Raw genomic sequence first — 14799 nt, forward strand, 5'->3', positions numbered from 1 at the left:
ATTTAATCTACGAACTCTTATAGAAAAGAATATCAGGTTCTCGACGAGAATACCCACACTGAAGAGGGTGGCAGATCGTTGATCTCTGTGTTGTATGTGGATGACGAGCAGATGCTCCTTGAGATCTGCAAGATATTTCTGGAAAAAACCGGAGACCTGCAGGTCCAGACCGAGATATCGGCCCGCCGTGCCCTTGAACGCATTCAGCAAGAGCCCTTTGATGTCATCATATCTGATTACCAGATGCCCGGAATGAATGGCATCGAGTTTCTGAAACAGATCCGTGCTAGTGGGAGCACAATTCCGTTCATCATCTTCACGGGCAGGGGCAGGGAAGAGGTTGCAATTGCTGCACTGCGGGAGGGAGCTGACTTCTACCTGCAAAAAGGAGGGGACCCGACCTCACAGTTTGCAGAGATGAACAACCAGATCCACCAGCTTGTCCGCCGGAGGAGGGCTGAACTCTCAGTGAAGGAGAACGAGCAGAAGTATCATGCCCTCTTTGAATCAGCCCACGATGCAATTCTTCTTCTTGATAATAACAGGATCATTGAGTGTAATCCGCAGACTGCAACGTTGTTTGAAAGACCACTTGAAGAGATCTTCGACCATACTCCGATGGATTTCTCTCCTGAGTTTCAGGATGACGGGTCCCGTTCGCAGGATGCAGGTTCATCCCTGATCAATGCTGCCCTTTCAGGAACTCCTCAGTTATTTGAGTGGAAACACCAGCGTGCTGACGGGACAACCTTTGACTGCGAAATCAATCTGACCAGAATACTTGTCAATGATAAATATCTCCTCCTGGGAATCATGCGTGATATCACCACCCGCAAAAGGAATGCGGAGGAGTTGCGTAGAAAGAGCGAGGAACTTGCAGCCTCATACGAGGAACTGCTCAGTACCGAAGAGGAACTCCAGGCACAATACCAGATAATTGCCCAGAGTGAGCAGGCACTACGAGGGAATGAGGCGAAACTTAACGCTATTCTGCAGGGATCACCGATCCCCCTGTTTGTGATAGGTATTGATCACGCCGTGATTCACTGGAACAATGCCCTTGCTCTCTCAACCGGCATTGAGGCTTCAGGTGTTATCGGGACAGATCAGCACTGGCGGGTCTTTTATCCGGAAAAACGCCCCTGTCTTTCAGATCTGTTGATCGACGGAGATTTTGAACATCTACAGGAGTGGTACGGGGATAAGGTTGGCAGATCAGCGATTGTTCCTGATGCATATGCTGGTGTTGGGTTCTTCCCCCATCTGGGAAAAGATGGGATCTGGTACTCATTTACGGCAGCACTCATCCGGGATGATTCAGGAAGAGTGATTGGAGCACTTGAGACCCTGGAGGATATCACGAGCCAGAAACAGGCGACCCTGGCTCTCGCAGAGAGCGAATCCCGGTATCGTGGTGTCGTGGAGAATCTGCAGGATATCTTTTACCGGAGCGATCTTGAAGGCAGGCTTGTCATGGCAAGCCCGAGTGTACTACCTCTATTAGGGTATGAAACCCTGGAAGAATGCCTTGGCAGGAAAATTTCACATGATTTCTATGCAGATCCTGCCGATCGTGACAGGTTTGTCTCTGAAGTTTTTAAGAACGGATCTGTCACCAACTATTTCGTAACCCTGAGGAGGCATGACGGGACGTTGGTTCCTGTCTCCACAAACAGCCATGTCTATTACGGGGCTGATGGAAATCCTGCCGGTATAGAAGGAACATTCAGGGATATATCAGAACAGATTGCAACTCATGAACGGATCAGGAGGAATGAGGCAATCCTCTCTGCTGTTATAAATGAGTCTCCCGTTCCCCTCTTTGTCATCGACAGCAACCATCGTGTAATTCACTGGAACAAGGCTCTTGAAAAGTACAGCGGAATAGCGGCAGTTGATACTATCGGGACAGACCAGCAGTGGCGTGCATTCTACCAGGCCGAACGTCCCTGTCTTGCAGATCTCCTCGTTCAGGAAAAGATTACAGAGATTCCCCGCTGGTATCAGGGTAAGTATGCACCATCCCGGCTTATCGACGGTGCCTACGAGGCAGTAGACTTCTTCCCTGACATCGGTGAGCAGGGCTGCTGGCTCTACTTTACTGCTGCCCCGATCAGGGATGCCGAGGGAGTCATCATCGGTGCAGTCGAGGTGCTGCAGGATATCACCGAGCAGAAGGCTGCAGAGGAGGAGATTCAGACACTGACCCGGTTCCAGGAGAGCATCATCATGAGTGCCAATGTCTGGCTCATGGTGCTTGATAAAGGGGGTACAGTCGTAATCTGGAACCATGCTGCTGAAGAGATAACGGGCTATGCAGGAAGTGAGGTCTCGGGGCGATCCTGGATCTGGAAGGCACTGTATCCTGATCCTGCATACCGGAGGTCTGTGACCTCTTCCATCTTCAGGGTCATAGAGAACAACCTCTATCTTCAGGACTTTCAGACAACCATCCTGACGAAGTCTGGCGAAAAAAAAGAGATCCTCTGGAATACCCGGGCTATCAGTGATACGGTTTCAGCGACCGGACGGTATGTCGCCATTGGGATTGATATCTCGGGAAGGATTCAGGCTGAAAAGGCACTGCGTGAGAGTGAGAACACCCTTCAGGCGATCGTGAAAGGTTCACCTATTCCCCAGTTTGTGATAGATCGTGACCATCGTGTTATCCAATGGAACAAGGCACTTGAGACCTACTCGCGAATTCCAGAGAGCGAAGTGGTAGGGACAGATCAGCATTGGCGTGCCTTTTATGCAGAAAAACGACCTTGTATCGCTGATCTGGTTGTTGATGGCGCTGATGCTACAACAAACTTCGCGTTCCCTGAACACTATGAACATTCAACCCTTGTAGACGGCGGGTACCAGGCAATCGATTACTTCCCTACGATGGGTGATGGTTCATGGCTCTCATTTACCGCTGCTCCGATCAGAGATGGTGCCGGAAACGTGATCGGTGCACTTGAGACCCTTGAGGACATCACCGAGCGAAAAAAAGCAGAAAATTCCCTGCTTGAGAGTGAAGAGCGGTTTCGAACCGTCTTCACCCTTGCGAACGATGCAATCTTTCTGTACAGGATTGCTGACGGAGAGCCTGACCAGTTCGTTGAGGTGAATCATACCGCCTGCAGTCGGCTTGGATACACACGGGAAGAACTCCTCATGCTCTCTCCTCCTGATATTCTTGACACGGAATCGATTATTCGTGAACGTGAACACCTCGATCTTCTGGAAAAGATGGGGCATGCAACCTATGAGTCTGTTCTCCTTACTAAGGCAGGGGATCCTGTTCCGGTTGAGATCAGTTCCCATTCGTATGAGTTCAAGGGTGTGCAGGTGGTTCTTTCAATTGCCCGTGATATCTCTGAGCGGAAACGGTATGAGTCTGCAATCAGGACCGCGAACAATAAACTGAATCTGCTCTCAAGCATCACCCGTCATGATATCCTCAACCAGCTGACTGCCCTGAGCGGGTACCTTGAACTCTCTGATGAGGTTGCAGATGGCGATGAGAGTCGCGGGCTGATTGCGAAAGAGAAGAAGACTGCTGACACGATTATGAGGCAGATCCTCTTTACCCGGGATTATCAGACCGTCGGGATTCAGTCACCGATCTGGCAGGATCTCTCGTCAGTTATTCAACAGGCAGCCCATCTGCTCGACACCGGTGATATTGCAATCTCTATCGATCTTTATTACTGTGAGATATTTGCAGACCCGCTGCTTGAGAAGGTCTTCTTCAATCTGATTGACAACTCCCTGCGGTATGGAAAAAACCTTACAATGATCTCATTCACCATCGAGAAGCATGAAGGCCGGACTATTCTGGTCTGTAGCGATGACGGTGGTGGTATTCCGCCGGCAGAGAAGGAAAACATCTTTAATCGCAGGTATTTCAGCAATACCGGGTTCGGGCTCTTTCTCTCCCGCGATATCCTCTCGATAACAGGACTTACCATTACAGAAACCGGGGAGTTCGGGGTTGGAGCACGGTTTGAGATTGGGATACCCAATGGTGGTATCCGTTCATGCAGATGAGCTGGTTGAACTCTTGATCTAATGTTCGCATTCGGTCAGGAAAGGCAGTTCGATATACTCTCCGTGTTTCATCGCTTCTGATGCAGCAGCCAAGTCAGTGATGGCTATCCCTGTTGAGTCAAAGATGGTGATGGCTTCCCGGCTGCTCCTCCCTGCTCTTCCGGTCAGAACCTCCCCGAGTGTTCCTGCGATGCTGTCAGGCAAGAGCAAGCCGTCCCTGATGGAAACATTCACCTCTCCTGAATGAACAGCCTGCTCGCGGTCATCAACAAATATCTCTGCTCTTCTGAGAAGTATGGGATCAAGTTCCTGTTTTCCCGGTGCATCGGCCCCTATTGCATTGATGTGAGTTCCGTCAGAGATCCAGTCGTTCATGATAACCGGGCTTGTAGACGGGGTGGTGGTCAGCAGCAGATCAGAACCAGCAGCCTGCTTAATGCTGGTGACCCTGATATCAAACGAGGAGAACTCTGCAGCCAGCCGTTCTGCACTCTTCTGGCTTCGAGACCAGACGTTGACCGACTCGATTCCAAAAATTTCTCCAATAGCCAGAAGTCCGGATCGCGCCTGCCTTCCTGCACCGATAAGACCGAGCGTTCCCTTTTTCACCGGAGCAAGAGCATGTGTTGCCACTGCTGCAACAGCCCCGGTCCGAAGGTCTGTCAGCCCGGTTGCATTCAGGACTGCAACTGGTTTTCCTGTCGGAGGGTCAAGAAGGATGGTGAGCCCCATCACGGTCGGGAGCCCCTGACTCCTGTTACCGGGGTGGACATTTACCACCTTGACTCCTGCAGTCTTCAGGCTGGGCAGGTACGACGGCATGGTCCTGAAATCCCCGCCTGGAAGCGTGACATAACTCTTCGGTGGCATCTCACATCTCCCGTTCCCTTGATCCAGAAATGCCATTCTCACCGCTTCTATCAGATCAGGCATATCTATGGCGGATTCCGGGGCCGGATAGTATCGCATGGTAAGAGATCGGGCCGGGAGATCAAAAAAGTTCCGAAAGGGAGATTTCCTGAATGTGTTGGAGTGTTACTTTCTCCGGCAGGTTATACAGTTCTTGAAGAATCTGAAGATCTCAAGGACGATGGATCCGACTGCCCCCAGCGAGATCACGATGATGATGAGGGCAACGAGTGACATATTCTCCTTGATGACCGGGATCGTTCCAAGGAAGTAGCCGGCAAGAGTGAATGTACAGACCCAGAGGATACCGCCGCAGATATCAAAGGGGAGGAACTTCTTGTACTCCATCGCTCCCATTCCTGCGATGAACGGGGTGAAAGTCCTGACAAATGGTGCAAACCGTGCGACGATGATGGTGAATGGTCCGTATTTTTCAAAGTATTCGTGAGTCCTGTCAAGATGCTCTTTTTTGATCATCGGCAGGTTCATTTCAAGGATCTTCTGGCCTACAAACCTCCCGATAAAGTAGTTCACATTGTCTCCTATGATGGCTGCAGATGTGATAATGAGCAGCAGAAGGCTGATGTTGAGCCCTCCAACAGCAGCGACTGTTCCGGTTATGAAGAGGAGTGAATCACCGGGGAGGAACGGAGTGATCACAAGCCCGGTCTCGCAGAAGATGATTACGAACAGAATCCCGTAGATGAGGTTCCCGTACGATGCAACCATCGCAGGGAGATATTTGTCAAGATGGATGAACAGGTCGATGAACCCGGGGAGTGCTTCCAACATGTGGTGATCTGTTACCTATAACCAGTAAAATATCTTATTGCCTGTTTTCCTCATTAGCAGGGCTTATCTGCCTGATCCGGATGTTATCTAATGAAGGGTCTCAGAATCCGGTAGAGAAATCCTGGCTGGAGGTTTATTGCATGGGAGTCACACATCTCGTGACAGCAGTAGCACCTGATGCAGGTGGCAGTTTCGAATATTGGATACCCGTTCTTCAGGTGTATTGCACTAACCGGGCAGATCCGTTCACACTTCAGGCACCTGATGCAGTTCCGCCTGATGAGATGGGGATGCAGGGTGTATGAACCGGCCAGCCTGTGAAGGGCTGGGCGAAGGAGACTCCGAATCCATGAACTGCTGCCACCTGGTGTCTGGGTCTGCGGCTTTCTGGTATCAGACCGTGCGAGTTCTTCGACTGTTGCGCCTTTCACCTCTATCCAGTTCTCATCTATGAGACCCTGTTCTCCTGCAGCCTTTATGCTCCCTATTGAGAGCGGATCAAACCCGATCAGCCTTGCAGCCACGATGTCAAGGGCGATGTAATTCGGGCTTGCAAGAATGGTGCCGAGTTTTGCAGGAGTTCCTGCCATCGGTCCGTCTCCCTCCATGATCTCAACAGCATCCATCACCTGGAGAACCGGTTTCACACAGCGGTTCAGGTCAAGGAGCATCTTTCCAAAGAGTGAGGGGTCCTGCATTCTGGCATGGTACGGAGGCTTGTCAAGGCCGGGTATAGCACCGAACATGTTCTTTGTCGCCCCGGTCAGACCTGTGTAAATATGGGTCTTGAGTTTTGAGACGACAACAACTGCATCAGCGTCAAGGATCGGTGAGATGATCTCGAACTGTTTGACAAAAAAGCCGTCAGGGAATGATACTGTTCGTGAAGAGGTGTCTTCGTTGAGCGTAACTCCGGGTAATGTGCCGATACCTGTGTATTCTGCGAGATCGTACGCCTTGAGAAGGTTCTTTGGTTTGTATGGGATCCCTGCTCCCGGACTGTCTGCAACGGTCACCGTGCACCCGAGTCCGGTGATGATTGTACAAACTGCTTTCAGCACAGCCGGGTGAGTGCAGACTGCCTTTGCGGGCTCTGCTCCCATCAGGAGGTTGGGTTTTACAAGGACATGCATCCCTGGTTTCAGGTATCTGCTAATGCCCCCTGTCAGGTCAATTGCCTTCTCCACTGCCTGATATACCTGGTCTCCATCATACCCGTCACAGCTGACCAGCCCGACCGGTACCTTCTTCACGTCCTCCTGATTCATCATTAGCGGTTCTATTCTTTCTTTCCTGCACGTGATGCCATGTACTTGAGGTAACTTATCCTCTCGTCTTCCTGAGTTTCAGGTGAAACCTGCTCCGGTTTGCGGTCAGGTTTCGGTGCAGATTTAGATTTCTTTGAACCCTGGTAAGGATGCGGGTTCTTTGGAGGTTTTTCCTTTATCTTCTTCGGCTTCGTTTCGTTGGGTCTACGGTCAGAATTATCCTTGTTTCCAGGATGACTGGTCTTTTTTCCCTGACCTGATGATGATGAATGCTTCCCTTTTTGCTGATCCTTGGCCTCTTTTGTCTGTTGTCCTAAATCAGTCGGCAGGCGGTCCCTTCCTGATGGTACTGCCTTCTTACTCGTCTGTTCAGAGACAGGAGCTGGATACTGGCCGATCCGTACTGTAGGTTTTTCAGGTTTCGGCTCTGGTTTCTTAGATTTTTTAAACTCATCGGTCACATCGGTGAGATGATGAGCCCTCTCTTCAGGCTGAGCTGGAACTTTAGCCCGGAATGGCCGTTCTGAATTATCCCTTCTGTCTGGTTTTCGTCCAGACCTATGGGATTCAGGTGAGATTGATGCCCATTTTCTGGTCTCTGACTGTTTTGAGGGAACACCGTCGATGAGCAGTCTTCTTCCCTGGAATACGGATTCATTCAAGGTCTCTTTTATCTTTTGAGCCTGTTCAGGCGTTCCCATCTCGATGAATCCATACCCTTTCCCTTGCATCACTTTTACACTGACGAGATTGCCATACGGGGCGAACAATGCCCGTAACTGATCTTCAGTGACCGAATAATGCAGGTTTCCGATGAATAATTTATTCTTGTTCATGTGATCAGAGAACTCATTTTTGTTCTGCTGTGGATACGTTCAGATCTGAAATGCTTCGATTCAATGACTTTGCATTCAGTTTTTGCATGATACGCAAAGCCGGGTTACTACGTATGCATCTACTGCTGATGATATGAGATTACCTTCCTGGTACCTTTTCGGGTTAGAAATTTAATCCTCATCCTGAGATGGGATGTAGCGATATCTTTTCTGAATCTGTTGATCTTACAACTGCCCGTAAATCAGGAGCATTGAGTAATTATTATGAAATGTGTGCAGATAACAATGGATAATTATTCTGCGCATTACCTGGCTTTGTGAAATTTTTTATATAAGAGATCCATAGACACCCTCGAAATTAATATATGGTACCTTGGAGTAGGAGGTGTCAGGGATATGAAGGCCGGTATCAGCGACCTGTCTTGTGTCTGGTTCGTATTCCTTCTTATCCTGTCCCGGTTTAGGTTCGTGCAATTCGGGATTTTCAGGGATTTATTGTCGTGTAAGGTGGAATATGAACTGGCCTATTTTATACAAACTGCTGGTAATCATGGTTGCGATATCGCTGATTCCGCTTCTGGTTATCGGTTTCATGTCGATCAACGAGACACAGAAACTCGGAGTTTCTACTGCTGAGGATGCCAGGGTCATCGGGATGGAGTCGGTGGATAATGCACGGGCAGCGATGGACACGCTTGGCGAGGAGATGATCCGCCGTATTGCAGAGGATGTGGCAAAACAGGTTGACATCTATCTCCGTGCGAATCCTGGGAAGACAATCGCTGATCTGCAGGCTGATCCTGAATTTCAGAAGATCATCGTGCAGTCGGTGGGAAAGACCGGATATACTACCGGCATGGATGCCCAGACCCTGATTAACCGGTTCCACAGCAACAACAAAAATGTTGGTACCGATTATCACACGATGGAGACATCGAACCCTGAGTTTTATGCAATCCTTACCAAGGGGGCCAACTGTCAGGACACGTATGGATACTATCCCTGGAAAGATGCTGACGGCGTTATGAGGGATAAGTTCGGGTATTTCATCTGTACGACCTTAATGACTGCTGACGGGGTTACGCTCCGTATCGGGGCGACCACCTACATTGATGAGTTTTCGGAGCCGGTCAGGAAGATCGAAGAACAGATCAACACCCGGGTCAATCAGACCACCACAACCATCAATGACAAGACCGCGGGGGTAACCTGGCTGATAGTCCTGGTCACGTTCATCACCATGATTGTGGTTATCATCGTCGGGTACATCTTCGCGAGAACCATCAGCAACCCGATTAGGCAGTTGACCGTGCAGGCAGAGCAGCTAGGACAGGGGGATCTCCACAGGAGTGAGGTTGAAAAGAGTGGTATGACGGAGATTGACCGGTTAAACGATGTATTCGTGGTGATGCAGAGTAATCTTGAGGAGAAGGCTCTTGCTGCCCAGGAGATCGCAAAAGGGAATCTCGGGGTTTCCATACCGGTCGTATCTGATGAGGATACCCTCGGGAAAGCGATGGTCACGATGAAATCCGCCATCTCCGGGCTTGCATTGGATCTTGATACTCTTGTTACCCATGCGAGCAGCGGTTCACTCTCAGAGCGGGCTGATACAGGGAAGTATAAAGGGGAATACCACAAGATTGTCACCGGTATCAATACCCTCCTTGATGCGGTTGTTCTGCCATTGAACGAGGCGATACGCCTCTCCAAAAGTTATGCAGAGAATTGTTTCTCAGATCGGTTTGATCCCTCTATCCCGGTATCTGGCAGTTTTGCCGAGTTTCGTGACTCTCTCGACCATCTAGGAGATCAGATCTCCCAGACTGTATCGGTGATCTCTGAACGTGTTATCACCCTTACTGCACGAACAGAGGAGGTTGAGGCCAGTATTCAGTCGATCACCTCCGGAGCATCACAGGCCGCCGGTTATATGACAAATATGAGTGAGAACTCACGCAAAGGGCAGGAGAGTGTCGCAGAGATCCTGAAGACGATTGAAGATCTCTCGATGGCGGTCTCTGATATCTCTGTGCAGGCCGAGCGGGTCTCCGGTCTTGCGATCAATACCAACGATCTCTCGATGAAGGGAGAGGAACTGGCACGGACTGCCGAAGCAGGGATGACGGGTATCGACTCTTCAACCAAGAACCTTGATCTAATGATCCAGTCGATCCGCCAAGAGATGGCAGAGATCAGCAACGTGATCACCATCATCACCGATATCTCTGATCAGACCAACCTGCTTGCCCTGAACGCTGCCATCGAGGCTGCCCGGGCAGGTGAGGCAGGGATGGGATTTGCGGTTGTTGCCAACGAGGTGAAGGATCTCGCGACCCAGTCGCGGAGTTCGGCTGAGAAGATCGGAGAGATGATAACCCACCTGACGAGCCAGTCTGACAACGCTGCCAGTGTTATGAACGATGCAAACAAGCAGGTTCAGTCTGGAATTGATTCAGTCACCCGGACCCTAACGGTCTTCAAGGAGATAGTCCAGTCTGTCGGGGAGATATCCCATAAGATAACCGATGTTGCCGCCGGATCAGAAGAACAGGCTGCTGCTGTTGAGGAGGTCACCGCTATCGTAAACCTGGTACTCGAGACGCTCCAGGAGACCGCAAAACAAGCGGCTGATACCGAGAAGATCACTCATGAAACCTCCTCATCCATCCAGGATGTCAGCCACGTCATGCTCTCGGTGAACCGGGTCGCTGATGATCTGAACGGTGAGATGCAGCGGTTTAAGATCTGATCTCTGATTCATTCGATCTCATCAGGATCACGTACCCTTTTTTCAGTACTAAATGGATTGATCGGTTACCCCCGCTGTACCACGTATTTCGGGCACTGGGATCAGGTAATTCAAAGCCACTGTTGGGTCATTTCGTTCTGCCAACCCCCAACCTTATCTCTTCTCCTGCTGAGTTTCTGATCAGTTCTGGCTGAAATAATGGATCTTATTCCGATTATTGAGAGTATTCTCACCTTATTCATCCTGATCGCTGTCGGGTATCTGGCATATCGTACCGGGGTTATCACCCGCTCGGGTGTGACAGGCCTTTCATCGCTGCTTGTCAATATCACATTACCATGCCTGATCATAGAGAGTATGCAGGTTCCGGTGACTCCTGACCGTGTTCACGAGATCCTGGTGATCTTTACGATAGAACTTGTGGTGTATGGCGTCTCATTTGCTGCAGCATTCCTGGTCCCATACCTTCTTTCAGGTTCACGGTTTGAGGCAGGTGTCTTCAGGTTCATGCTGATCTTCTCCAACCTCGGGTTCATGGGCTACCCGGTCTGTCAGGCTCTCTTCGGGCAGGAGTCACTCTTCTATGTGACACTCATTAATATCCCGTTCGGCCTGCTGGTCTTCACGGTCGGTGTCTTTCTGCTCAGGCCTGATCTTGCACAAAATCCTGACCTGAAGCGGATCCTCTCACCCGGTCTGGTTTCATCTCTTCTCGGACTGCTCCTCTTCTTTGCAGGAGTTACGATCCCGTCACCATTTTCAGACTCTATCTCACTGCTCGGCTCAGTCACAACACCACTTGCGATGATCGTGATCGGAGCACTTCTTGCTCCACTGCCGTTCTGTTCTATGTTCGGTGACGTCAGGATCTGGGTGATCTCAACCTTCCGGCTTGGTATCATCCCGCTGGTTGTTCTTGTACTGCTCCGCCCCTTTGTTTCTGACCCGCTTCTTCTCAGTGTCCCGGTCCTGCTGGCAGCTATGCCGATTGCCGCGAACACAGTTCTCCTTGCAGAGGAGTATGGTGTGAATGCTGAAATAGCTTCAAAAGGGGTGTTTATCTCAACGATCCTTTCTTTGATAACGATTCCGGGGGTTGCATTTCTGCTTGGCGCTGGATAAGACCTGAAATCAGGGGCCTTTTATTCAAATCTTCCCAATTTCGACCACTCTTCAGTTGTTTCGTTTGTTCTTCTGATTCATGCCTTCTGGATAGATATGCCAAACCTGATGTTACGGTTATCCGTAATATATTTATAATTACGGATATCCTAAATATTGTAGCAATGGATCCAACATCACACCTCAGGCTCTCACTAGGGTTTGTCGCCACCGCTATCAACATGCTTTTTGGTACTGACCGGGGGCGTAAAAATCTCCTGAGTCCTGGAGCAATTGAGATTTTGTACACATCGTACTTCTCTCCGGTGTGCATGGGGGATATTGCCGGAATGCTGGGAATCACTCCCAGTTCAGCTACAGATCTTGTAAATTATCTCGAACGGGAAGGGTTTGTCTGCAGGGTCCAGGATCCTGACAACAGGAGGGTCATCAGGGTTGTTCCTGCAGAGAAGGGAGAACTCTGGCTTCTTGAGACTGAAGAGAAGATATTTGGATTTCTAGAATCCCGTCTCTCCAGGTTGCCCGAGAATGAGCGATACCAGTTCGCAGATCTCTGCTCACGCTTTACCGGTGTTGAGGATGATATGACCTTCATCACAGAGATAAGCGGATTTAAAAGAAGTCGTGGAGCCGAGAAGATCCCTCTTGTCACGTACGAAGATGGAAGACTTCTTCGGCTTGAAGAGGTTGTTGACCGGAGGTACCAGACAGATCCCTTCCCGTTCTCTCCAAAGGAAATACCAGTTATGTTTGAGACACGAGTGCCGGAAACAGTAGATGGAATTCAGGATGAGATCACCGTTGCAGCATATGATATCATGCAACGTGGGCTTCGGGATGCAGGGCATCTTCCGGTTGAGGATCTTGCAAAGCAGACACAGCCAGGTGACAAAGGCCTTGAGATCGGCCCGGGGCCGGGGTACTATGGGCTTGAGTGGGTTAAGAAGACTGACGGGACAACCCTTACCGGACTTGAGATAAGCCCTGCGATGATACGGCTTGTCACAGAGAATGTGATCTCGTATGATCTGAAAGACCGGGTGAGGTATCAGGAAGGCAACGCTCTTATGATGCCATTTAAGGATAACCAGTTCTCTCTGGCATTCTCTAACGGATCGCTCCATGAATGGGAGGATGCAGGAGTAGTCTTCTCAGAGATACACCGGGTGCTTCAGCCGGGAGGAAGGGTGATGGTAACCGATCTGAGACGCGATCTCTCGCCTGAAATCTTCAGGTTTATGCAGGGAAGTTGCAGTTCAGAGGAGATCAGAAAGGGATTTGAAACGTCTGTTCGTGCAGCATACAAAAAGGATGAACTTGAAGAGATCCTCTCTAAAATTCCATTCAGTTCATCGCAGGTGATTGCCCATCCCTATGGCCTTGTTGTTCTTGCCAGGAAATGATCCAACCGCGAGAGATCTCGTTGCTCAGCCACCTGTCTCTAGGCAGGATGGTTCTTATATTCTTGCGTTGATCTCGGTACAGGCGAGTTCATGGTTAGCGATGTCTTTCTTGCACGAATGCGGATTAAGAGTCCGGATGAGAATAATCTCACAAAGATCACCAAACTTCTACATGCTGCCGGGCTTTCAGACCGGATTGAAGAGGGTGATCTCACAGCGGTAAAACTTCACTTTGGTGAGCTCGGAAATGATACTTATATCAAACCGGTCTTTGTCAGGCAGGTGGTTGATGAGATCAAAGGTCTGAAAGGTAAGCCGTTTCTGACCGATACAAATACGATGTACATCGGTGCCCGCCATAATGCGGTTGACCATCTGCAGGTCGCGATCAGGCACGGGTTCTGCTATGCTGTTGTTGACGCACCGGTTACAATTGCTGACGGGCTGACCGGAAATAATGTCAGAGTGGTTGAGGTCAGTGGAACACATTTCAACTCAGTGAAGATCGCAGGTGATATCGCCGAGGCTGATGCGATGATCGTCCTCTCCCATGTCAAGGGCCATGCTCTCTCCGGGTTTGGAGGAGCGATCAAGAACCTTGCGATGGGTTGTGCAACCCCGCTCGGCAAGAGGGATCAGCACCAGGGTATGCAGGCAAATATCGATCCGCAGACCTGTGTCGGGTGCGGGTTCTGTGTGACCCAGTGTCCGTTCGATGCCATAAGATGCAACGGAAAACTGGCCCGTGTTGAGAAGTCAATCTGCTACGGCTGTTCTGCCTGTCTGCAGGTCTGCCCGCAGGAGGCTATCGATTTCAACTGGAAGGATGATGTCCCGAAGTTCATCGAGAGGATGGTCGAGTATGCAGCCGGGGCTGTGGCAGGAAAGGAGGGAAAAGTTATCTATGTGAGTTTCGTGATGTCGGTGACACCTGATTGTGACTGCGTTCCCTGGAGCGATGCGCCTATTGTTCCTGATATCGGGTTCCTTGCCTCGACTGATCCGGTTGCGATCGATGCAGCAGCCGTTGATTTAATCAACCAACAACCCGGGATAAAGGAGAGCTGCCTGCATGAGCACCATGCTCCGGGTGAGCATAAGTTCTCCGGGCTGTGGTCAAAGGTTGACGGTGATCATCAGACCAAGTACGGTGAGAAGATGGGACTCGGGAGCCGGGAGTACCGGCTGGTTGAGGTTTAAACCTCAATTCTCTTAAAATTGTTACGCAGTTCCCTCCTTCCCATCCTGGTTATTTGAGTAACAAACTCAGTCTTTGCCCGGGTGTATCCTTCCCGATCAAATTCGTACCTCTCCTTTACCCATAGTTTAAGGTCACTATACCTGGCTGCAACCTCCGGATGCTCGATCAGGTAATCCCTGAAGTAGAGTTCATCCCAGTCTCCGCTGTTCCTGACATGAATATGATACGCCTGACCTGCAAATCCCTCCGGTGTGTACCCTTTCATAAACATCATATGGGGGACCCGGGTTGCGGGGCTGGGAATCGGACAGATACCCGATGTCAATGAATGAAGAGATGAGTCTCTCTGTATCGACCTCATCAATCACCTTAAGCAGGATGTCAATGGTAGGCTTTCCAATAATGCCGGGAACCGATGTGCTGCCGTAATGTGATAACTTACAATATTGTCCCTGCTTACTGATCTGATGATCACCGG

The 14799-nt window shown here is 50.1% G+C and carries 11 protein-coding genes; 5 read left to right on the forward strand and 6 right to left on the reverse strand.

Going from position 1 to position 14799, the window contains the following annotated elements; genetic code table 11:
- Nucleotides 1-96: 96 nt before the first annotated feature.
- A complete protein-coding gene (locus tag ACHZA2_RS12500) occupies nt 97-4038 on the forward strand; it encodes a PAS domain S-box protein (RefSeq protein ID WP_319579980.1) in 3942 nt (1313 codons plus the stop codon).
- A gap of 18 nt (nt 4039-4056) precedes the next feature.
- On the opposite strand, the gene ACHZA2_RS12505 is transcribed toward ACHZA2_RS12500, so the two are convergent.
- The 4 genes from ACHZA2_RS12505 to ACHZA2_RS12520 all read right to left on the reverse strand — a co-directional run bounded on the left by ACHZA2_RS12505 (nt 4057) and on the right by ACHZA2_RS12520 (nt 7843).
- On the reverse strand, nt 4057-5007 hold the full coding sequence (locus ACHZA2_RS12505) for an ornithine cyclodeaminase family protein (protein ID WP_319579981.1): 951 nt from the start codon (nt 5005-5007) through the stop codon (nt 4057-4059).
- A gap of 66 nt (nt 5008-5073) precedes the next feature.
- Nucleotides 5074-5739 carry a VTT domain-containing protein gene (locus ACHZA2_RS12510; protein ID WP_319538502.1) on the reverse strand — a complete coding sequence of 222 codons (666 nt, stop codon included), beginning with the start codon at nt 5737-5739 and terminating at the stop codon, nt 5074-5076.
- A gap of 83 nt (nt 5740-5822) precedes the next feature.
- Nucleotides 5823-6992, reverse strand: coding sequence for a DUF362 domain-containing protein (locus tag ACHZA2_RS12515; RefSeq protein WP_319579982.1), 1170 nt, complete (start codon nt 6990-6992; stop codon nt 5823-5825).
- Between the two features lie 26 nt (nt 6993-7018).
- Nucleotides 7019-7843, reverse strand: a complete 825-nt coding sequence (locus ACHZA2_RS12520) for an RNA-binding protein (RefSeq protein WP_319538500.1) — start codon at nt 7841-7843, stop codon at nt 7019-7021.
- Between the two features lie 514 nt (nt 7844-8357).
- Between ACHZA2_RS12520 and ACHZA2_RS12525 the strand changes: the two genes are divergently transcribed.
- The 4 genes from ACHZA2_RS12525 (at nt 8358) to ACHZA2_RS12540 (ending at nt 14320) form a co-directional block, all read left to right on the forward strand.
- Nucleotides 8358-10595 (forward strand): methyl-accepting chemotaxis protein, encoded by a 2238-nt coding sequence (locus tag ACHZA2_RS12525; RefSeq protein WP_319579983.1) that lies wholly within the window; start codon nt 8358-8360, stop codon nt 10593-10595.
- 198 nt (nt 10596-10793) lie between these two features.
- Entirely contained in the window at nt 10794-11717 is a 924-nt protein-coding gene (locus ACHZA2_RS12530) for an AEC family transporter (RefSeq protein ID WP_319579984.1), read from the forward strand.
- A 164-nt stretch (nt 11718-11881) separates the two neighbouring features.
- A complete protein-coding gene (locus tag ACHZA2_RS12535; RefSeq protein ID WP_319579985.1) occupies nt 11882-13120 on the forward strand; it encodes a methyltransferase domain-containing protein in 1239 nt (412 codons plus the stop codon).
- Nucleotides 13121-13210: 90 nt separating this feature from the next.
- The gene (locus ACHZA2_RS12540; RefSeq protein WP_319579986.1) at nt 13211-14320 is read left to right on the forward strand and encodes a DUF362 domain-containing protein; all 1110 of its coding nucleotides are present in this window, start codon (nt 13211-13213) and stop codon (nt 14318-14320) included.
- Here ACHZA2_RS12540 and ACHZA2_RS12545 read toward each other — a convergent pair.
- A complete protein-coding gene (locus ACHZA2_RS12545; RefSeq protein ID WP_394698640.1) occupies nt 14317-14595 on the reverse strand; it encodes a GrpB family protein in 279 nt (92 codons plus the stop codon). The genes ACHZA2_RS12540 and ACHZA2_RS12545 overlap by 4 nt on opposite strands.
- Entirely contained in the window at nt 14510-14785 is a 276-nt protein-coding gene (locus ACHZA2_RS12550; protein WP_394698641.1) for a GrpB family protein, read from the reverse strand. Before ACHZA2_RS12550 ends, ACHZA2_RS12545 begins: the two co-directional genes overlap by 86 nt.
- Nucleotides 14786-14799: the final 14 nt, after the last annotated feature.

This window comes from uncultured Methanospirillum sp., from assembly GCF_963668415.2.
GTDB lineage: Archaea > Halobacteriota > Methanomicrobia > Methanomicrobiales > Methanospirillaceae > Methanospirillum.